This window comes from Bacillus pumilus (genome assembly GCF_900186955.1).
In the GTDB taxonomy this organism is placed as follows: domain Bacteria; phylum Bacillota; class Bacilli; order Bacillales; family Bacillaceae; genus Bacillus; species Bacillus pumilus.
On sequence record NZ_LT906438.1, the window covers coordinates 3,292,805 to 3,313,067 of the forward strand.

The following is a 20,263-nucleotide window of genomic DNA, read 5'->3' on the forward strand; positions in this document are numbered from 1 at the left end:
GAGTGCTGCCATCAAAAATAGATTTATACTTTTAAGAATTTACGGATGGACGTCAAGCTTCCCCATACACCAATGATTGCACCGATCAAAAGAAGGACCAGTGAAACTTGATAGACAAACGGGTTATATGGAAGCATGGAAATAAATGAGCCTTGTACTCTCGGTGCCACCCAGCCCACTGCATATTGATATGTGCCAAGCAGTAGAGCAATCGGTATAATGGAACCAAATACACCAAGCAGTAATCCTTCAATGAAGAATGGCCAGCGGATAAACCAGTTCGTTGCACCTACGAGCTTCATAATCTCGATTTCTTTACGTCTAGCAAAAATCGTAATTTTGATCGTATTAGAGATCAAGAACATGGCTGTAAATAAAAGCCCAATAATGAGCGCAATCCCTACATTCCGCGCCACTCCAACCACATTAAAGAGTCGGCTGACTTCTTCTTTTCCGTAGGTTACTTTATACGTACCTTTTAGGTTTTCTAATTTCTTCGCTACTTTTGGTGTATCGTGTGGATCTGATGTTTTCACAATAAACGCATCGTTTAATGGGTTTTCTTGATCAACAAGTCCCATGGATTGTCCATTTTCACCAAAGCTTTTAATCAGCGCTTTTAGTTCGTCATCTTTAGATGAGTACTTGACATCACTGATTTCAGGAATCTTATCAATTTCTGCTTTTAATTCATCCTGCTGCTTTTGATTCGCCGTTAATTCGATTAACACTTTTACTTCTACTTCTTTTTCAGCGTTCGATGCCATGTTGTTCAAGTTGAGCATAATCACAAGAAAAACCCCAACTAAAATCAATGTGACAGTGACCGCACTAATTGATGCAAATGTCATCCACGTGTTTCTTCCAAGTGAACGGAAGCTCTCACGTAAATGCCGCGAGAGAGTTTTAATCATAAATGCCGTACTCCCCTCTTGCTTCGTCACGCACAATCATTCCATCTTCGATTGCGATGACGCGTTTCTTCATGCTGTTTACAATCTCTTTGTTATGTGTCGCCATGACGACTGTTGTTCCTCGGTTATTAATCTCTTCGAGTGTCTTCATGATTTCCCAAGATGTGTCTGGATCAAGGTTTCCTGTTGGCTCGTCTGCAATGACTACCTCAGGACTATTCACGATCGAACGAGCGATAGATACACGCTGCTGCTCACCGCCAGACAGCTGGTCAGGAAATTGTCGTGCTTTGTGCTTGAGCTGTACCAAATCAAGTACATCCAGCACTTTTTTCTTAATGATATGAGGCTGTTCCCCAATGACTTCAAGAGCAAATGCCACGTTCTCAAACACTGTGAGGGTTGGAAGTAGTTTGAAATCTTGGAATACTACACCAATTTCTCTTCTTAAGTAAGGGATTTCTTTTTCCTTAATCGAGCCTAAATCTTTGCTATTAATTAAGATTTTCCCTTTGGTTGGCTTCTCTTCACGATACATCATTTTGATGAAAGTGGATTTACCAGCACCACTGGGACCAACAACATACACAAACTCTCCTGGGTGGATAGAGACATTGATTCCATTGATCGCCTTTACACCGTTAGAATAGATCTTGTAGACTTCCTTCATTTCAATCATGTAATCACCTAATCTTTTCTTATTGCTGACTAACAGCTTATCATGATGTTTTGACACTTATCGTCAAAAAACGTTATGTATGGTCACGCACATACCCTTCGATACGTACAAGCAATTTATGTCCTTTTCATCCAAAAAGATGAAAAAATTGAATCGTCTAAATTTCAACAACTCCAATTATACGTCATGAATCGACGCAATGGTATTACATTTATATTTCAAAACTTATCGTTAAAAGGTAAAAACAACATTTAAAACCGAAAAACATGTCTTTTTACCCTTATTTTTTAAATAAAACTTAATATAATACGTTTTCATACTATCCAAAAGTCTTTTTCTACATATAAAAACAAAAAAACCTTGTCGATTAGACAAAGGTTTTATTTTTTCTCTGCAAGCCATTTTGCTACTTCTTTTGCTTGCTTCTCATCTACCATTCCGCTTGGCATAGAGCCTTTACCATTCTGTGCAATATCTGCAATTTGGCTTTCATTATATTTCTTCCCTACTTCTTTCAGGCTTGGTCCGCCTCCGCCAGATAGGTCTTTCCCATGACAGCCAATACAGTTTTGCTGATAAATTTCCTCACCACTGCTCACAGTTGAAGCACTTTTGCTGCCTTCTTTGTCACTGTCACTGCTGCTTGAATTTCCTCCACAAGCCGCAAGAACAAGAATCATCGCTGCAAACAGCATCATTAATCCGCTCTTTTGCATCAATTTCCCTCCCTTACAATCATTTGGTCAACGCTATTATATCCTTGTTTACGCCCTTTTAAAACCCTCACCAAGCACCTCTTTTGCATCCATTACGATGACAAATGCTGATGCATCGATTGCTTTCACCACTTGTTTCAACTTTGTGAATTGTGACTGTCCAACGACACACATTAGAATTGGACGGTCATGATCGGTATATCCTCCGACTGCTGAGATTTTTGTGACACCACGGTCAATTTGATCAAAAACTGCCTGTCTGACTTCATCCTCATGCCCTGTAATGATCATCGCCATTTTCGAGTGACTGAAGCCGGCCTGTACGACATCAATCGTTTTACTTGAAATAAACACACCAATGACAGCGTACAGTCCCTCTTCAATCCCAAAAACAGTCATCGCAGCCAGAACGATTAGGCCATCCATCATTGCTAAACAGGTACCAAGCGTGAGGCCTGTATATTTATTGATGATTTTGGCAGCGAGCGCCGTTCCACCTGTTGACCCATTTCCAAGGAACACGAGCCCTATGCCGATCCCAATCACCACTCCGCCAAAAATAGCTGCTAAGAGTGCTTCATGTGTCACAGGTGCAATATGCCTTGTGACAAACACCATCAAAGGTAAGAAAATAGAGCCAACGAGCGTTTTCACGCCAAATGTACCGCCTAATAAATAAAAGCCAGCGATAAACAGCGGAATGTTGAGCCCCCACTGCACATATGCCGCCTCAAAGCCGAATGACTGCATAATCGTACTAATCCCGCTCACACCACCTGCGGCAATCTGATTCGGTAATAATAACGTATTAAATCCAATCGCCACAATGGCTGATCCAATTAAAATGAACAAGTAATTTTTTGCTTCAATCCATAATTGTGAATGTCCCTGCTTCATGTCTGTCTTCCTCCGTTACTTCTGAATGCACACCTATTTTAAGCCCTCCAATTATGAATGTAAATAACAGCCAAATGCAGTGCTAATGGATTAATACTTTATCACACAAACGGATCAGCGTGCTTGCCGTTTGGCATAGGAGCAAATGATGGTATATTTAATATGTACATGAGAAAGAAGGGACATGCGATGAAGAAAATACTGAAGATCACAGGCATTTCATTACTTGCACTGATCATTTTGGCTTTTGGTGCTTTCTATACATGGAGCCGCTTTACATACGGACCATCTGCCGCTTTAAAAAAGCAAGTGAACATCGAGCAAGTGGAACATAAAAACGACGTATATACATTTGCATCAACTAAAAGCGATACGGGCATCATTCTCTATCCAGGAGCAAAGGTAGAACCACTTTCGTACGCCTATATTGGGAATGAATTGATGAAAAAAGGCTATTCTGTCTTTATCCCTGACATGCCATTTTCGTTTGCGATTTTTAATACAAATAAAGCACAAGATATCATAAAAGATCATCAAACGATCAAACACTGGTATATTGGCGGTCATTCACTAGGCGGAACAGCCGCCGCTATGTTTGCAGAAAAAAACCAGCGCAAACTCGACGGTCTTTTTTTTCTCGCGTCTTATCCAGCTTCAGATGAGCTAAAATCATCCTCCTTGAACGTCCTCTCTATATCAGGTGAAAAGGATGGACTTGCGACACAAGAGAAAATCAAGCAATCGAAAACAAATTTGCCGTCTCAAACCGTTTATCATGAAATAAAAGGCGGGAACCATGCTCAGTTTGGCATGTATGGTAAACAAAAAGGTGATCAGCCAGCGGACATTCAAGCCCTCACACAGCAAAAGGATATCGTTCAGACGATGCTTGGATGGCTAAAACCAGCAAAAAAGCTCCATAAAGAAGACAAAGGGCTAAAATAAAGATCATTTTAACCCTTTGTCAACAATCTAAAGCTTCCGTAATGGGGGTTTTTCATTTTCACTTTTTCGTCGCTTCTAAAAACTCTTCAGCGTCTGCTACAGCGAGGCTAATGGCTTCCTCCCAAAAGTCTTTTTGGGTAAGATCGACACCTAAGTGCTTAAAGGCCAAATCTTCTACTGTCATTGAAGCTGTGTCCTTTAATAATGCAATGTACTTTTCTTCAAACGAAGTACCAGCCTGCAAGGCCTTTGCATAAATTCCTAGTGAGAACATGTAGCCAAATGTGTACGGGAAATTATAAAACGGTACACCTGTGATATGGAAATGCAGCTTAGACGCCCAGAAATGCGGATGGTATTCATCTAGTGAGTCACCAAAGGCTTCTTTCTGCGCTTCTACCATCAGCTCATTCAACCGATCCGCCGGCACTTCTCCTTGTTTACGCTCTTCATAAAAACGCTGTTCAAATAAGAAACGAGATTGAATGTTCATGAAAAAAGCTACACTCCGCTGCAGCTTATCCTCTAACAAACTGAGGCGCTCCTCTTCATTTGCCGCTTCTTTCAATGAAGCATCAGCCACAATCATTTCTGCGAATGTCGACGCCGTTTCAGCTACATTCATCGCATATTTGCGATTAAGAATGCGAACATCCTGCATCACTTCCTGATGGAACGAATGACCAAGCTCATGCGCAAGTGTCGCCACATTGGATGGACTTCCTGAGAAGGTCATAAAAATACGGGACTCTCCGCTGTCAGGGAAATTTGTACAAAAACCGCCTACTCGTTTGTTCGGGCGATCCTCAGCTTCTACCCAACGCTCATTAAAGGCCTTTTCTGTAAAAGCAGCAAGCTCTTCTCCAAACCCAGCGAAATGCTTCACAATAAAAGCAGCTGCTTCCTGATACGGATAGATCTTGGTCTCACTGCCAATAGGAGCCCCAACATCAAACCAGCTTAGCTTATCCACTCCAAGCATGTCAGCCTTTCGATGTAAATAATCAATGAATGGCTGCTTATGTTCATCAATCACAGACCACATGGCATCAAGGGTTTCTTGTTTCATCCGGCAAATATCAAGCGGCTCTTTTAAGATATGATCCCAGCCTCTTGCTTCATATACTTGCAAACGAAAACCTGCCAAATGATTGAGCGTGCTTGCAAATAGATGTTCGTCCTGCGTCCATGCATGCTCTAGGTTATGATAAACAGCCTTTCTGACTTCACGGTCTGAATCATCCATCGCATTTTCCGCTTGGCCGACAGAGATCATCTGCGTTTCACCATGTTGTTCAAATGGAATCGTAATCTTATTCACTAAGCTAGAATAAAGCTCATCCCATGCATGGTAGCCATCTACGGCTAGCTTTTGAATCAATGTTTCTTGTTCAACAGGCAATTGATCCTTCACGCGTTCTCTGCGTTCATTTAATATGTAACGAACATCTGAAAAGGCCTCTGAATTCATGAGATCCTCCCATTTTCCAGGAGAGATGGCAGCAAGCGCCTGATCAAACAGCGCAAGAATGGTACCTAAATCAGCTTCCAGCTTAGCAATCGTACCTCGAAGACTGCCAGCCTTCATATCCTTTGTATTTTGAGATTGAAGACAGGAAACAAATGAACCTGCTTGAGACAGTTTTTTATATGTGGTTTCATACGTGTCAAGGACAGACGTTAACCTATTCTCAATGTGTGTATCTTCTTTTGAAAAGGCATCGACCTTTTGTCGTAATTCATCTAATAGCTGCTGAATGTGTTGCAAGTATGTTTTAAATTCTGGTGAAGCGCTGCCTCCTTTAAAAAAGGCATCTAAATCCCACGTCTCTTGTAATGTTGTTAATCCCAAAATATTTCCCCCTTTATTTGCTAATTTCATCATACAAAGGATATAGAGTCAGTATGGCGTATGTATTCCTTTATATTCATTATATTTTCTCACAATAAAAAAAACCCGGCAAGAAGCCGAGTTTTTATGATAATTTCGAACGTAAGTAAGCATCGATAAATGAATCTAAATCTCCATCCATGACCGCTTGAACATTTCCCATCTCCGTATTGGTTCGATGGTCTTTCACAAGAGAATACGGATGGAATACATAAGAGCGAATTTGGCTTCCCCAGCCAATTTCTTTCTGCTCTCCTCTAATTTCATCCAATTCAGCCTGCTGTTCTTCGATCCGTCTTTGATAAAGTTTCGATTTCAGCATTTTCATCGCACGTTCTCTGTTTTTGATTTGTGATCTTTCTGTTTGGCATGTCACCACGACATTGGTTGGAATGTGTGTGATACGAACGGCAGAGTCAGTCGTATTGACGTGCTGTCCACCTGCACCGCTTGCTCGATACGTATCCACTTTAATATCTTCTGTTCGAATATCAATATCGATTTCTTCATTGAACTCAGGCATGACATCACAGGAAACGAACGATGTATGTCTACGGCCAGATGAATCAAAAGGAGAAATACGAACCAAACGATGGACCCCTTTTTCTGCCTTTAAGTACCCGTATGCGTTATGCCCTTTAATGAGCAATGTCACAGACTTAATTCCTGCTTCATCACCAGGAAGATAATCAAGCGTTTCAACCTTAAAGCCTCTGCGCTCTGCCCAGCGAGTATACATTCTCAGAAGCATAGAACCCCAGTCCTGTGATTCAGTACCGCCTGCGCCTGGGTGAAGCTCAAGGATGGCATTGTTTTTATCATATGGTTCACTTAAGAGAAGCTGCAGTTCAAAGTCGTTAAATTGCTTAGTTAAGTTCTTCAGCTCTTTCTCAAGCTCTACATGAAGCTCCTCGTCATAATCTTCCTTTAACAGGTCATGTGTCATTTGCAGCTCTTCATGAGATTCACTGAGCTCATGGTATGAATTCACATTATCCTTTAGTGCATTGGCTTCATTGATGACGCCTTGTGCCTTTTGCTGATCATTCCAAAAATCAGCCTCTGACATGGTCGCTTCAAGTTCTGCAATTTTGGCTTCTTTTGTTTCGAGGTCAAAGAGACCCCCTAAAATCAGCTAGCCTGCTAGCCATATTTTCAAGCTCTTGTCTAATTTCTACTAATTCCATATCCTTCACCTCATAGATGTAGGGCTGACATGAATAGAAAGAGGTTTTCACCTCTTTCCATTACTTATTCTGTCTTCCCATGACAATTTTTATATTTCTTGCCGCTTCCGCAGTGACATGGTGAGTTTCGACCAATGTCTACGACTTTACGTACCGGCTTCTTTTTCACTGTCTTCTCCTCATCACCCTCTTGAGGCTGATGAGCTGTTGTTTGACCTTGAACGACTTCTTCACGTTCTAAGTTGTTTTGGATTTCTGATTTCAAAACATATTTGGCCACATCATCTTCGATTGAAGCGACCATGTGCTCAAACATCGCAAATCCTTCCATTTGATACTCACGAAGCGGATTTGTTTGTGCATACGCACGTAAATGAATCCCTTGACGCAGTTGATCCATTGCATCGATATGATCCATCCACTTTGAATCCACCGCACGAAGAACGATGACTTTTTCAAATTCTCGCATTTGTTCGTCGCCATATGTTTCTTCTTTTGCATCGTATTTTTCTTTAATACGATCCATAATGAAGGAGGTGATTTCATCTGCTTCTTTACCGTAAACATCCTTGACCGAAATGGCTCCTTCATCTAAATAGTTCGTGTTGATTAATTCAACAAGACCATCTAGTTTCCACTCTTCTGGAAGCTCTTCTTTCGGCGTATAAGAACCAACAGCGCGCTCAATTGAAGACTGAATCATATTGATCACAATCGATTTTAAGTTATCAGAATCAATGACTTCAAAGCGCTGCTTGTAAATCACTTCACGCTGCTGACGAAGCACATCGTCATATTGCAGAAGCTGTTTACGGGAATCAAAGTTGTTCCCCTCAACGCGTTTTTGAGATGATTCAACGGCTTTAGACACCATTTTACTTTGGATAGGCGTAGTGTCATCCATGCCAAAGCGGTCAAGCATGGCCATCGTACGCTCTGCACCAAATCGACGCATCAATTCATCTTCCATGGAGAGATAGAATTGGGTAATCCCTGGGTCTCCTTGACGACCAGAACGTCCACGCAGCTGGTTATCAATACGTCGTGATTCATGACGCTCTGTCCCAATTACAGCTAGACCGCCAAGCTCTTTGACGCCTTCGCCAAGCTTGATGTCCGTACCACGTCCTGCCATGTTGGTCGCAATGGTGACGGCACCCTTTTGACCAGCCTCTTCAATAATTTGTGCCTCACGCTCATGGTTTTTCGCATTTAACACTTGATGAGGAATCCCTTTATTTTTAAGCAGCTTAGAAATAAGCTCAGACGTCTCAACCGCTACTGTTCCGACAAGCACTGGTTGCCCTGTCATATAGCGCTGCGCAACATCTTCAGCCACTGCTTTAAATTTACCTTCCATTGTGCGGTAAATTAAATCAGGTCTGTCATCACGAACGACTGGTTGATTGGTCGGGATTGTCACAACCTGCATGTTGTAAATGTTACGGAATTCTTCTTCTTCCGTTTTCGCTGTACCCGTCATACCAGAAAGCTTTTCATACATGCGGAAGTAGTTCTGGAACGTAATCGTTGCAAGGGTCATGCTTTCGTTCTGCACTTCGAGACCTTCTTTTGCCTCAATGGCTTGATGCAGACCTTCACTATAACGGCGTCCTTTCATTAGACGTCCTGTGAACGAGTCAACAATAACGACTTGACCTTCTTCAACGACATAATCCACATCTTTTTGCATCGCAACATGTGCCTTTAGCGCCTGGGCGATGTGATGGTTCAGTGCGACATGTTTGACATCAAATAAGTTTTCGATGCCGAATGCTTTTTCCGCCTTCGTCATTCCACTTTCTGTCAGCTGTACACTTTTTGTTTTAATATCGTATGTGAAATCATCTTCTATTTTTAATGTACGAACAAATGCATTGGCTTGAACGTAAAGCTTTGTAGATTTCGCAGCTTGTCCAGAAATAATAAGAGGTGTTCTCGCTTCATCAACTAAGATGGAGTCAACCTCATCAATCACGGCATAATGAAGCGGTCTTTGAACCATTTGCTCTTTGTAAAGCACCATGTTATCTCGTAAATAGTCAAAGCCAAGTTCATTGTTTGTAGAATACGTAATATCAGCAGCATATGCTTCTCTTTTTTCATCTTTGTCTAAGCTGTTTAAGTTTAAGCCAACCGTTAAGCCAAGAAACTCAAAAATCTTGCCCATTTCCTCTGCATCACGGCTTGCCAAATATTCGTTGACTGTCACAATGTGGACGCCTTTTCCAGAAAGAGCATTTAAATAAACAGGCATTGTTGAAGTCAACGTTTTACCTTCACCTGTTTTCATCTCAGAGATGTTGCCTTCATGAAGCGCGATCCCCCCCATGAGCTGCACCTTAAATGGGAACATTCCTGTCACGCGGCGTGATGCCTCGCGAACCGTTGCAAATGCTTCAACCAACAGGTCATCCACGGATTGTCCTTTTTCAAGTTTTTCTTTAAATTCGTTCGTTTTATTTCGTAAAGCCTCGTCAGATAATTTCTCAAAATCTTGAGCAAGAGCTTCAATTTCATTTGCTTTTTTTTCATATTTGCTGATCGTACGTTTCGTAGGATCAAACACTTTGTTTAAGATTCCAAGCATATAATAACGCTCCTCTATTTCATGCAATTTTTCGGCATGTCCAAAAGATTGACAGGTCCATATTTACCTGCATTTATCATACCATACCTTCCTTCATTTCCAAAGAATTTGCAATGATTTCGCACAAAAAACCCGCCCCTCATGGAGGGAACGGGTTTACTTTTTTTAGGTTGTTTTTAGATCTGATTAAGCGTTCGGCTCAATCAGTCCATATTTTCCATCATTTCGGCGATAGACCACATTGGTCAAATTTGTCTCAGCATTTGTGAAGACGAAGAAACTATGACCTAACATGTTCATTTGAAGGATGGCCTCTTCGCTATCCATCGGTTTTAAATTGAAACGTTTTTGTCTGACGATTTCTGTTTCATCAATTTCTTCGTCATCTTGAACAGCTACATCAGCCGTCCCATTTCCTCCAGCAAATAAGTGCTTTTTGGCACCTTGTTCGCGGAATTTACGGTTTACTTTTGTTTTGTGTTTTCGAATTTGACGTTCTAATTTACTGGCTGCTAGGTCTACTGCATTGTACATATCTTCATTATGCACCTCAGCTCGAAGTGCTAGATCAGTCATTGGAATGGTAACCTCAACTTTAGATTCTTGATCATTGTAAAACTTCAAGTTCACGTTGACTGAAGCATCTACGTCTGTCTCAAAATAACGCTCCAGCTTTCCAATTTTTTTCTCGACATGATCTCTTAGTGCAGGTGTTACGTCGATGTTTTCTCCTCTGACATTGTAATTCATGTAAAGAACGCCTCCTTTAAAATTAAGGATATGTAAACCTATTTCTACTTTTCCCTCCTTTTCTCCTGCTCAAACGTAAAAAAAATGTGAATTTTTATTGAAATTTGTCGAATTTTGCGGTGCATCAACTGTTACTTGATAGGTGATGAATATATATTCGGCTCATTCTTGAAAAAGACCAGCGCACATTTAAATGGTGAAAGATGATATTGATGTTTTCAGCGATTGAGATAAGGTTTTTAAATCCTCCGCCGCTGCTTTCATTTCTTCATTTGCTGCCAATGATTCTTCAACAGCCGCAGACATGTACTCCGTCTCTTCTGAATTGCGTTTGGCTCCTTCTTCAATGACCCCAACCGTCTGAGATATTTCCTCTGTACTAGCTGAAATCTCCTCTGCAGTAGCTGAAAGTTCCTCTGCTTTCATCGAAATATCACGAATAGATTCCAGGATTTCATGAAAGCTCTGTTCTGACAATTGCGATACTTTCACACCTTCTGCTACATCCTGCTCAACCTTTGTCATCGAATGTGATGATTTTTCAGTATCTTTGTTCACGTTCGCGAGCAATTGACTAATTTGATCTGTCAGCTGACTAGATTCTTCCGCCAGTTTCCTCACTTCATCTGCTACCACCGCAAAGCCTCTCCCATGCTCTCCTGCTCTTGCCGCTTCAATAGCAGCATTTAAAGCAAGCAAATTCGTTTGATCAGCGATGGCATGGATATGACCTAACAAATCTTCAATGCCTGTAAACTGGGCTTGTACATGAGCCATTGTGGAATGGTGCTCGTTCACAGACGCTTTGATAGAGCTCATTTGTTTTACGAATTGCTGAATAAGCGCTGCACCCTCTTCAGCCTTTTCAGTCACTGAAATTGAGTGACCCGAAACATCGGATGTGTGTTCAGCTGCATTTTGCATACCAGTCGAGACTTCTTGAATGGCAGAAGCTACTTTTCCGACCGCGTTTGATTGTTCACGTGAAGCTTCACTGACCTGTTCAATCGAGCTAGATGTCTGCTCACTGGCAGATATGGTTTGATGAATCGTTTCCTCAAACTGAGCAGCAGAATCAGCTAATTGTCTTGATCCATGTTGCACCTGTAAAATGAGCTGACGCAAATGCTTTGTCATTTGATTAAAAGCAGTACCGAGTTGACCAATCTCATTTTTAGAGGTCACTTCAATCTCTTCAAGTGTAAGGTCACCATCTGCCATCCTTCTCGCAGCATTTGTGACAGACACAATCGGCTTTGTCATACGATAAACGAATCTTGTCCCAATCAACAAAAAGCCAACAATAATGACCGCACTAACTAGAATGAGAGTGAATAGTAATTGATTACTGTCTTGGTTGAGCTGATTGATTTTTTGGTCACGTTGCTTCAACTGAGTTTGAGCAAATTCTTTTGTAAAGGTATGTATTTCTTGTTCGATAGGTTGTAATTCTTGATTGAGGCGTGTGTTGAATTCTTTTTGATTTTGCATATTCAATGAATTAAATAGTCGGTTCGTTGAGGTGTAGTAGAGATAATTCTTTTCTGAGATTTGATCTAATAGATTTTTTGCTTGTTTGACAGAGCTCATTTTTGTAGCTTCCGTTGTTTTCTTATTAATCTCTTCATATGTTTGCTCAATTTTCTGTAAATTTTCAGCATCTTGCACGACAACATATGTTTTAATTTGTGCTTCCTGTTTTTGCAAAAGCGCCTCTAATTCCAGTGAGGTTTGATAAAGCTTTACTTCTTTGCTAAGAAGCGTCTTATAGGATTGATCTGTTTTGTAATAGATAAAGCTTGAGAATCCTAAAATACTGACAAACAATACACATATGACAATAAGCCCAAACAAAAATTGATTTTTTAGTCTCATAATTTCCTCCGAAAGTCTGAATTGAACAAAAATTAATGAATGACATACGGCCTCATACAGGCATGTATTTCATCCATCCACTTTCTATATTCAGGTATAAAATATGCTTTAAGGAATGATTGGAAGTGTATTGAAGGGAATGTATAGAAAGCTAGTATATCAAAACTTAAAAAAATTTGATCAAACGAACGAATCGTTTTGGCAAAGTGCTCATTTTCTATAATTGAAAGCAGAAGGGGATGTGTTGTCTCTAAATGAAAGAAGGCATGGATCAGATCATTAAAGATCCGATCCCCTTCTGTTTTAGCAAAATCCTTCTCAATTTCATCTAAATATTTTAGACTCTCTTCTATCGTAAATAGAAGTTCATAATATGTGGTTAATAAAATATAGTCATCTGAACGATACGCCACAGGTCTCACCTAATTATTTCCGTTTATCGTAATATACGCCGTCACTCGTCATAGGCTGGTATGGATTTTGATAATTCAGCTGTTTCGTTTTCTTTTTTTGAATGGCTTGAATATCTGCTTTGATCCCATTTTGGATCACAGTTAATTGCTTCGCCATCTGTTGATCTGTTTGGATGATTTCTTTGATTTTTTCTTTTTCTTGATCCGTCAGCTCATGCTGAATATCTCTCATTAATTCGTCTCTCTCAATTAAAAAGGCATCAAAGTCTTCAACCAAGGTGTCACTTTGCGGATTTGCCGTTATTTCGGCTGCCATTTTTAATGTTTGGTCATGCAGCTGGTCCACAATACTCATAGAGATCCCCCGATAGAGTGGTGACGCCCTTTTCGATCAGTTTGAATAACTTCCTTCCACGCATCACGAAAATCAGTTACGTATTGCTCTACTTCATTCAACATCTCTTCGTCATTTTGAAGATTGGCTTCAATCAGTCTGCGATAAATGTAATCATACATACTTGCCATACTATTTGATACGTCATAAGAACGATTTAAGGTGACATTTAATTCTTGAATGATGTTTTGAGCCTTTTTCAGGTTCACATTTCTCGTTTCTGCATCCTCTTTTTGAATGGCATACTTCGCTAATCTAATGAACTTTAAGCAGCCTTCATAAAGCATAAGCGTCAACTCGGCAGGTGTTGCAGTCTCAATAGAATTTTTCTGATAGGTGGCATAAGGGTTCTGAATTGCCATATGTTATAAACCTCCAATTATTGTCCAAGCAGTTGAGAAAGATAGCCAGATTGGTTGTTTAGCTTTTGAATCGCGCTATCCATGGCGTTAAACTTTTTGTAGTAACGGGCTTCAACCATCTTCAAACGGTCTTGGAACGTACCCATTCGTTTGGCCAAAGAATCAAGGTCCTTACCAAGTCCGTATTCCTTTAATTCCATCGTTGTGCTTCCCGCCTTTGTTTGAATGCTCTTCGTGAAGGCAGTTAAGGAATTTTTGACACGATAAATGATTCCTTGTTCTTGATATTGCTGCTGTGCTTTGTCTTTATCTTTTGAATCCACATTTAAACTACCCGAGATGAACATTTGTCTGACTTTCTCCGGGTCTTCTTCAATGGCTTTTCTTAATTTCTCTACTCCATTTATATCCTTACTAAATTCCAGCTTTCCACCATCTTTATACTTGGATGATGTCTCAATACCAATTTGTGTGAGGTGAATTTTATTCGCATCACTTGTCGTAATATTAGCATAAAAATCACTTCTTATTTTAGAGGCACCAGCTCGTAAAATGGAATCACTTCTCAGCAAGCCAGACTTCGCGGTCGTTTCCCATAGCTCTATTTCTTTTTCAGACATCCCTTTTTTCTCTTCAGCCGTTAATGGTTGATAGTCTCTGTTTTTCTTTTCATTGACTTTACCATTAATTTGCTCAACGAGCTCATTGTATTTATCAACAAATTGTTTAATTTTATCAAAGATTGCATCCACATCTGTTGAAACGTTTAAGCTGACAGGCTGATCCGTTGTTCCTTTAAGTTCGTACGTAATATCAGCCTGTGTGAATGTGTTGTTGTTATTTTCCATTTTCAGACCGTTAATCTCGTATTGTGCCTTCTGTCCTTGAGTGGTCGCAACTAATTTGTTATCTCCATCTACTTGGAATCCTAATTGCGTTAAAAATGAAGCCGAATTGCCATCAGCTGCTTTAATACTGACACCCTCACCAGTTGTCCGAGAAGTAAGAGCAATTGTATCCACGTAGTTCGTTCCATCAAAGATTTGGCCTTTGTAAGCCGTCACACCTAATTGCGCGTTGTTTAGCTTTGACACAATGTTATCAATTGTATCGGTATCAGAAGTATTGATCGTCACCATTTTCGGTTTTGTCGAATCTGGTGTCGTCACCTCAAAAGTAAACGTGCCGTTTGCTGGTGTAAATCCAGATGTACCAGAAGATTTGAAGACGGAAGCTGTCGCTAGTTGAGTGACATGAATAGAGCCAGAGGTCGCATTTGTTGACCCAGTTGCTGTGACAGCAGATTCATTAGAGCTTGTCACCTTTTTTGCGCCATATGTACTTGGACGCGTTAAGTTTAAACTGTTGATCAAATCATCTAATTCTTTGATTTTCGAGTTAACCTCGCGATAGCTGTCTCTTTGCCATTCAAGTGTTTGTTTCTGGCGTGTCATTTTATCAAGTGGTGCTTGCTCAGTTTTCATGAGTTTTGATACGATTTCATCAATATCAAACACATTTGAAAATCCAGTAATTCGATTGACCATTTTTTATGTTCTCCCTTCACTTACATTCTTTTATCTACAAATAAACCGACAATTTCTGTCATTGCCGCATAGAAATCAAGCCATTCCTTGGAAGGAATTTCTCTAATGACTTCTTCTGTTTGGTTATCTACGACTTTGACATAATATTCATTGAGTTTTTCATGTAATTCAAATTGCAGATGAAATTGAGTGGGTTCAATCAGCTTGTTTGCGCCTTGAAGCGTTTTTTCAATTTCTTCTTTTGAAACGACCTTGCCATTTGCTTGTAAATCAGAGTTTGCATTGTCATTCTGGTTATTAGAAACACGGGTTTGAAATGCATCGATAATTGGCTCTAGCGATGTCAACTTACCAACAGACATAGTTATTCAGCTCCTGTGCTTTAATCTACCTTTTATATCGGCTTGGAATTTTCAAATTAAATATAGATGGACCGATTTGTTAAAGTTTCATATAGATGGTGAACATCCACACAGAAACGTGGAGAAGGATAGCTGAATCAGATAAAAAAATCCTCACTTTTTTTGTGAGGATAATTGAGAGAGGAGATCTACGGATAAACTCGCAGCACGACTGTTCTCTTCTTGAATAGACAGGTACACTTCTTTCCTGTGAATATCAATGTGCTTAGGAGCTTCAATCCCGATTTTCACTTGATCGCCTTCGATCGAAATAATCTTGACTTCAATATCATCGCCAATTTGAATCGACTGGTTTAATTTACGCGAGAGAACTAACATGAGGATGCCACCTCTAACAAATGTTTTGTATGATAGGATGAATCATGCAAAATCACCTGCTTGGCTTTCATGTTTTTCCGGTTCACAATAATAGGCGCTCTTAAATTGGCTGTCGTTTTTTCAATAGAAGATTCCATTGTTAAGATCACCATGACTTCCACATCATTGGCATCTTCTACTTCTAGAATATCTACGACCGTTTCGTCTAGATCGAATTCATATTGATTGAAGAATAAAAACGGACTGCTGACAATAAAGCCTAACTCTGCGTTTTTCAATGATTGAAGAACTAAAAATGGAGACTCTTCTGATAAAGGTAAAATGACAAACTGTTTTTGATCCAGAAATCCTGGTATTCCATTAGAGAAGTTGATGATTTGCTCCTTTTTGATTGTCACTTCACCATGGTATTTTGTTTGAATGATCATAATTCACGACCTTTTTCATTTTTCTTAACTATACCTTATCACCATTTTGGCCCGTTTCGTCAACTTCTATTTTTAAATCTGGGTATTGTAACATATCAATATTGACCTTACCTGGCTGGTAGTTAACGATTGGTTTATGAGGCGTTGCCTCTATAATAGCTTTTTGAGGCTCCACTTCAATTTGAAGCTCAGATGGCTGATAGTGAATTTTCACACTAAAGAATGAAGGGATCACACCAATATTGAATTGTTTGGCTGGAGGAGTGCCATTGATTTTGGCAAACTCGGCAATTGCATTCCCACCATTCTCGATCTTGATGAGTTCACTGCCTTCTTCCGCTCTTCGGCCCATTCCCTCTCCAACAGCACGTTTCCCCTCAGCTGCCCATTCTTCAGAACGCCTAAAAATTGACTTGATATCCATATCGGCAAATGCTTCGGTTTGATCTATTGTTAACTTTGACGGTGTCCTTGTCATATTCATGACGGCTCTGGGCTGCTGAATCTCAAGGTCTGCTCTTGGCTGCTCTACTTCTTGCCGAGAAGGAGTTGTCGACATTTGCAGCTTTGCATAGGTTTGTTGCATTAACAATCTAGGGATTTGCATATAGGTTCACCTCCATGATGCAAAAAAGCACCCAACGGATGCTTTTTATTATCTTAAGAAATCGACAAGGGATGGCTGAATAACTTTAGCCGTCGTTGCTAAAGCAGCTCTATTCACAGTCTCTTGTTGAAGAAGATCAATAATTGCTTTTTCACTTTCTACATCTTCATTATCTGATTTGGCATTTTTCAGTACTTCGAATTGTGAAGTCAAGCGACTGCCTACTAAGTCAACACGATTTGAACGGGCTCCTAAGTCCGAGCGCTCAGCACTCATCACTTCTTTAAACTGATCGATACTTCCTAACGCATCATCAGAATTTGCGAACGTTCCATTTTTCAATGAGTTTTCTAAATCCGTCAGCATTTCAATGACATTTTGACCGCTGGCAGTCTGTCCACCAAACGCTGAAATTGGATTTGAGTTCACATTTAAAGTGATACCATCAGAAATGTTCGACTTAACAGAATTTGCATCTGTATAGTTTTCAAAGTTAAACGTAAACGTACCATCTGCGTTCTCAACAACTGGTTTGACATTTGTATTTGTTCCATTAAATACGAACTTACCTAACATCTGAGTGTTCATCGCGTCAATGATTTGTTTCTTCATCTGACCAATTTCCACGCCGACAGCTGCTAAATCTTCTGGCTGCTTTGTTCCATTAGCCGCATCAAGCACTTTATCTCGTACATTTGACATAATATCAATGATTTCAGTGACACTTGTTTCAGATGTATCAATCCAGTTCTGTGCTTCATTTAAGTTTTTTTGATATTGATCATTTCGAAACATTGCTGTGCTATATTGAAGGCTTTTTACTGCTGCAACGGGATCATCAGACGTTTTTGTGAAACGTCTCCCTGTTTGTGCTTGCTCATTTATTTTAGAAAGTTTTTCATAACTTTTACTAATATTACGAAGTGAGTTTTGAGAAATCATACCTTGTGTGACTCGCATCAGTTATACCTACCTTCCTACGACACCCATGCCGTTTATTACTTTATCCAATATTTCATCTTGTAATGTCACAACTCTCGCAGCTGCATTATATGCATGCTGAAATTGGATCATATTCGTCATTTCTTCATCAATGGAAACAGCACTCGTTGACATTCTACGCTCATTGGCTGAATTGACAAGAGCGGCTGAACTGCTTTCTAGCGTTATGTTCTTTTTCCCTTGAATCCCCATCTCAGCAATGACATTTTGGTAGTAATCCTGGATCGTCGTTGTATTGCCGCCGATTGGTACCTTTAAGTCTTGAATACCAGCTAATTTCGTAGCATTCGAACCGTCACCTTTTGTTTGATTGAGAGATGCTGCAATATTATCTGTTGATGCTAAAATAACATCACTCACTTTGATACGAGCAGCTAAACCTTTATTCAGATCATTATTATTCTCGATATCAAAAAAGTCTTGTCCACTTGTGCCATTTAATGTGTAACCCTGCTTATGCACATCATTAAATGTATCCATGAAGACTTGTGCTACTTCATCAAGCTCTGCAAGCATGTCTGGATACATGCCTTTTTCAGCACCATTTGACATGTAGCCATAAGCCTCAACAAGTGCTTTTACTTTACCATTCACTTGAAGCTGATCTGCTGCAATGGTTGTTGTTCCGAATTGAAGTGAGTTAACAAGTCCCGTTGTATTATCATAGGAGATTTGCAGTTCAGATTTTTCGTTCGTAATGCCATTCAAAATCGTTCCAGCAGATTGTCCATTTGCACCGATAATGTCGATGTTGACAGTTCCTTCTGCAATTTTGAGTGCATTCCCGCCAGATGGATTGTAGCTCACTTTAATATCAACAAGTGAAGATAATTGATCTACCAACGCATCACGCGTATCATATAGATCATTTGGAAGATATCCGTTTGGCTCAACTGCTGCAATCTGTTTGTTCACTTCATCTATTTGAGATAAAATCGTGTTCACATTTTTGGCTGTTGAATCGAGTTCTGTTTTTAAATTCTTTTGTATCGTTGTTAAAGAAGAATTAAGTAGACGGAATTGATCTACTAAAGCCTGTGCACTTGTTTTAACAACTGTACGCGCAGACGCTGTATCAGCATTTTTGGTTTCGGATAGGACCTGCAATGATTTCCAAAGGTTATCAAAAGCTCTGTTTAAGCCTTCATCCGTCAAATCATTCATGACTCCCTCCATTTGCGAAAGGGCATCAGATTTTGTTGAGTAGTAGGACAAGTTATTGTTATGATCTCTGAATTGCAGATCTAAAAAGCTGTCTCGAATTCTTTCAACGGTTCCAACTTGAACTCCTGTCCCCATTTGGCCATACGTCTTGCCGTCATAAACTGAAATGACTGGATAAGGATTATCTGCTTTAAAGGTAACTCTTTGTCTTGAGTAGCCATCTGTATTTGCATTGGAGACGTTGTTTGATGTGACATAAAGCCCTGCACGCTGGGCTGTGATTCCTCTTTTTGCCGTTTCTAGTCCCATGAATGTAGAACCCATTGGTATCCTCCTTGTTTACGCCTTTGAATCAAACAAAGCCCTCTGCTGTTTAGGCTTTGAACTCTCAAGACCATTTTGTCCGTAATTCATATTTTCTTTATTAGGGTTAACGAGATCGAATGTCAGTGAAATAAATTGAAGCGACTGCTGAATGAGCTGTTTGTTCAGTTCATTTACATCTTTCAGTTCCACCATGATGTCATTTAATTTGTCATATAACGAAATGAGCTCTTCTTGATCCGAACCTTCAGCCTTTTCGATACACGCGGTGATGGTTGGCGGTTCATCATTTTGTAAAAATTGAACTGTCGCTTCAATTCTTTTTTCTTCTAATTGAGAAATGGCCTGAATATATTTTTGCTCTAAATTCAGAACCTCTGAAAGAGCATCAATCTCATTACTTTTCAGCATTTCTGTTTTATCTTTCGACAGCTTCAAAAGCTGTTCATGCAATCCATAGAGACGATGCAGCTCTTCAATGATTATTTTAACTGACATTCACGCTACTCCCTTTTGTTATTGTTGTTTATAAAAATTCAGCATTTTATCAGCAATGCCCTTTGTATCTACTTGATATGTTCCGGCTTCAATGCTTTTTTTAATTTGGTCTATTTTATCTTGGCGTTCTTTCATGATATTCGGCACCTTTTGCATTTCGATTGCCTTTTTAGAAATTTCGACTTTATCAGTTGATTTTGCTTGATTTGATTGCAACGTTTGTTTCTCATATGTTTTCTTGTAAGGATTTACTGGTTGTGTTCCATATCGATTAATTTTCACGGGATTCCTCTCGCTTTCCGTTACAGTCTGTCTTGATTCTATCCATTTTATCGACCAA

The 20,263-nt window shown here is 39.8% G+C and carries 22 protein-coding genes; 1 reads left to right on the plus strand and 21 read right to left on the minus strand.

The annotated features are described in order from the left end of the window. Nucleotides 1–23 precede the first annotated feature (23 nt). The 4 genes from ftsX to CKW02_RS17280 form a co-directional block, all read right to left on the minus strand. Nucleotides 24–914 (minus strand): permease-like cell division protein FtsX, encoded by an 891-nt coding sequence (gene ftsX / locus CKW02_RS17265; RefSeq protein WP_034620145.1) that lies wholly within the window; start codon nucleotides 912–914, stop codon nucleotides 24–26. Next, nucleotides 907–1,593, minus strand: coding sequence for a cell division ATP-binding protein FtsE (ftsE, locus tag CKW02_RS17270; RefSeq protein WP_003213646.1), 687 nt, complete (start codon nucleotides 1,591–1,593; stop codon nucleotides 907–909). Before ftsE ends, ftsX begins: the two co-directional genes overlap by 8 nt. Nucleotides 1,594–1,973: 380 nt before the next feature. Continuing rightward, the gene (cccB, locus tag CKW02_RS17275) at nucleotides 1,974–2,309 is read right to left on the minus strand and encodes a cytochrome c551 (protein WP_003212771.1); all 336 of its coding nucleotides are present in this window, start codon (nucleotides 2,307–2,309) and stop codon (nucleotides 1,974–1,976) included. A gap of 48 nt (nucleotides 2,310–2,357) precedes the next feature. Next, the gene (locus CKW02_RS17280; RefSeq protein ID WP_003212797.1) at nucleotides 2,358–3,206 is read right to left on the minus strand and encodes a YitT family protein; all 849 of its coding nucleotides are present in this window, start codon (nucleotides 3,204–3,206) and stop codon (nucleotides 2,358–2,360) included. A 189-nt stretch (nucleotides 3,207–3,395) separates the two neighbouring features. Here CKW02_RS17280 and CKW02_RS17285 point away from each other — a divergent pair, with 189 nt between their 5' ends. Then, nucleotides 3,396–4,151 (plus strand): alpha/beta fold hydrolase, encoded by a 756-nt coding sequence (locus CKW02_RS17285; RefSeq protein WP_095117959.1) that lies wholly within the window; start codon nucleotides 3,396–3,398, stop codon nucleotides 4,149–4,151. A gap of 58 nt (nucleotides 4,152–4,209) precedes the next feature. Here CKW02_RS17285 and CKW02_RS17290 read toward each other — a convergent pair whose 3' ends face one another. From CKW02_RS17290 to flgM, 17 genes are all read right to left on the minus strand, one after another. Next, nucleotides 4,210–6,003, minus strand: a complete 1,794-nt coding sequence (locus CKW02_RS17290) for a M3 family oligoendopeptidase (protein ID WP_003212697.1) — start codon at nucleotides 6,001–6,003, stop codon at nucleotides 4,210–4,212. A 124-nt stretch (nucleotides 6,004–6,127) separates the two neighbouring features. Then, a protein-coding gene (gene prfB, locus CKW02_RS17295; RefSeq protein WP_106030063.1) for a peptide chain release factor 2 occupies nucleotides 6,128–7,229 on the minus strand; the annotation gives its coding sequence in 2 pieces (ribosomal slippage) (nucleotides 6,128–7,156 and nucleotides 7,158–7,229; 1,101 coding nt in all). A 64-nt stretch (nucleotides 7,230–7,293) separates the two neighbouring features. Continuing rightward, complete coding sequence (secA, locus tag CKW02_RS17300) at nucleotides 7,294–9,819, minus strand: preprotein translocase subunit SecA (RefSeq protein WP_003213679.1); 2,526 nt, start codon at nucleotides 9,817–9,819, stop codon at nucleotides 7,294–7,296. Nucleotides 9,820–10,005: 186 nt separating this feature from the next. Then, nucleotides 10,006–10,569 (minus strand): ribosome hibernation-promoting factor, HPF/YfiA family, encoded by a 564-nt coding sequence (gene hpf / locus CKW02_RS17305; protein WP_003213481.1) that lies wholly within the window; start codon nucleotides 10,567–10,569, stop codon nucleotides 10,006–10,008. A 189-nt stretch (nucleotides 10,570–10,758) separates the two neighbouring features. Next, a complete protein-coding gene (locus CKW02_RS17310; protein WP_003213333.1) occupies nucleotides 10,759–12,444 on the minus strand; it encodes a methyl-accepting chemotaxis protein in 1,686 nt (561 codons plus the stop codon). A 32-nt stretch (nucleotides 12,445–12,476) separates the two neighbouring features. Beyond that, a complete protein-coding gene (locus CKW02_RS17315) occupies nucleotides 12,477–12,857 on the minus strand; it encodes a DUF8042 domain-containing protein (protein WP_003213093.1) in 381 nt (126 codons plus the stop codon). A gap of 13 nt (nucleotides 12,858–12,870) precedes the next feature. Next, a complete protein-coding gene (gene fliT / locus CKW02_RS17320) occupies nucleotides 12,871–13,212 on the minus strand; it encodes a flagella biosynthesis regulatory protein FliT (RefSeq protein ID WP_003212921.1) in 342 nt (113 codons plus the stop codon). Next, nucleotides 13,209–13,613 carry a flagellar export chaperone FliS gene (fliS, locus tag CKW02_RS17325; protein ID WP_095117893.1) on the minus strand — a complete coding sequence of 135 codons (405 nt, stop codon included), beginning with the start codon at nucleotides 13,611–13,613 and terminating at the stop codon, nucleotides 13,209–13,211. Before fliS ends, fliT begins: the two co-directional genes overlap by 4 nt. 17 nt (nucleotides 13,614–13,630) lie before the next feature. Next, nucleotides 13,631–15,160, minus strand: coding sequence for a flagellar hook-associated protein 2 (locus CKW02_RS17330; RefSeq protein ID WP_003213471.1), 1,530 nt, complete (start codon nucleotides 15,158–15,160; stop codon nucleotides 13,631–13,633). 20 nt (nucleotides 15,161–15,180) lie between these two features. Continuing rightward, entirely contained in the window at nucleotides 15,181–15,522 is a 342-nt protein-coding gene (gene flaG / locus CKW02_RS17335) for a flagellar protein FlaG (protein WP_003213002.1), read from the minus strand. A 153-nt stretch (nucleotides 15,523–15,675) separates the two neighbouring features. Then, nucleotides 15,676–15,900: a carbon storage regulator CsrA gene (csrA, locus tag CKW02_RS17340; protein ID WP_003212955.1), complete on the minus strand. Its 225-nt coding sequence runs from the start codon at nucleotides 15,898–15,900 to the stop codon at nucleotides 15,676–15,678. Continuing rightward, nucleotides 15,894–16,328 (minus strand): flagellar assembly protein FliW, encoded by a 435-nt coding sequence (fliW, locus tag CKW02_RS17345; protein WP_003212676.1) that lies wholly within the window; start codon nucleotides 16,326–16,328, stop codon nucleotides 15,894–15,896. The genes csrA and fliW overlap by 7 nt, the downstream gene beginning before the upstream one ends. Before the next feature lie 28 nt (nucleotides 16,329–16,356). Further along, nucleotides 16,357–16,935, minus strand: a complete 579-nt coding sequence (locus CKW02_RS17350; protein WP_003213106.1) for a DUF6470 family protein — start codon at nucleotides 16,933–16,935, stop codon at nucleotides 16,357–16,359. Between the two features lie 48 nt (nucleotides 16,936–16,983). Then, nucleotides 16,984–17,895: a flagellar hook-associated protein FlgL gene (gene flgL, locus CKW02_RS17355; RefSeq protein ID WP_003213719.1), complete on the minus strand. Its 912-nt coding sequence runs from the start codon at nucleotides 17,893–17,895 to the stop codon at nucleotides 16,984–16,986. 9 nt (nucleotides 17,896–17,904) lie between these two features. Beyond that, complete coding sequence (gene flgK / locus CKW02_RS17360) at nucleotides 17,905–19,425, minus strand: flagellar hook-associated protein FlgK (protein ID WP_003213544.1); 1,521 nt, start codon at nucleotides 19,423–19,425, stop codon at nucleotides 17,905–17,907. 15 nt (nucleotides 19,426–19,440) lie between these two features. Further along, nucleotides 19,441–19,923 (minus strand): flagellar protein FlgN, encoded by a 483-nt coding sequence (locus CKW02_RS17365; protein WP_003213076.1) that lies wholly within the window; start codon nucleotides 19,921–19,923, stop codon nucleotides 19,441–19,443. Nucleotides 19,924–19,941: 18 nt separating this feature from the next. Beyond that, entirely contained in the window at nucleotides 19,942–20,205 is a 264-nt protein-coding gene (gene flgM / locus CKW02_RS17370; protein ID WP_003213252.1) for a flagellar biosynthesis anti-sigma factor FlgM, read from the minus strand. Between the last annotated feature and the right edge of the window lie 58 nt (nucleotides 20,206–20,263).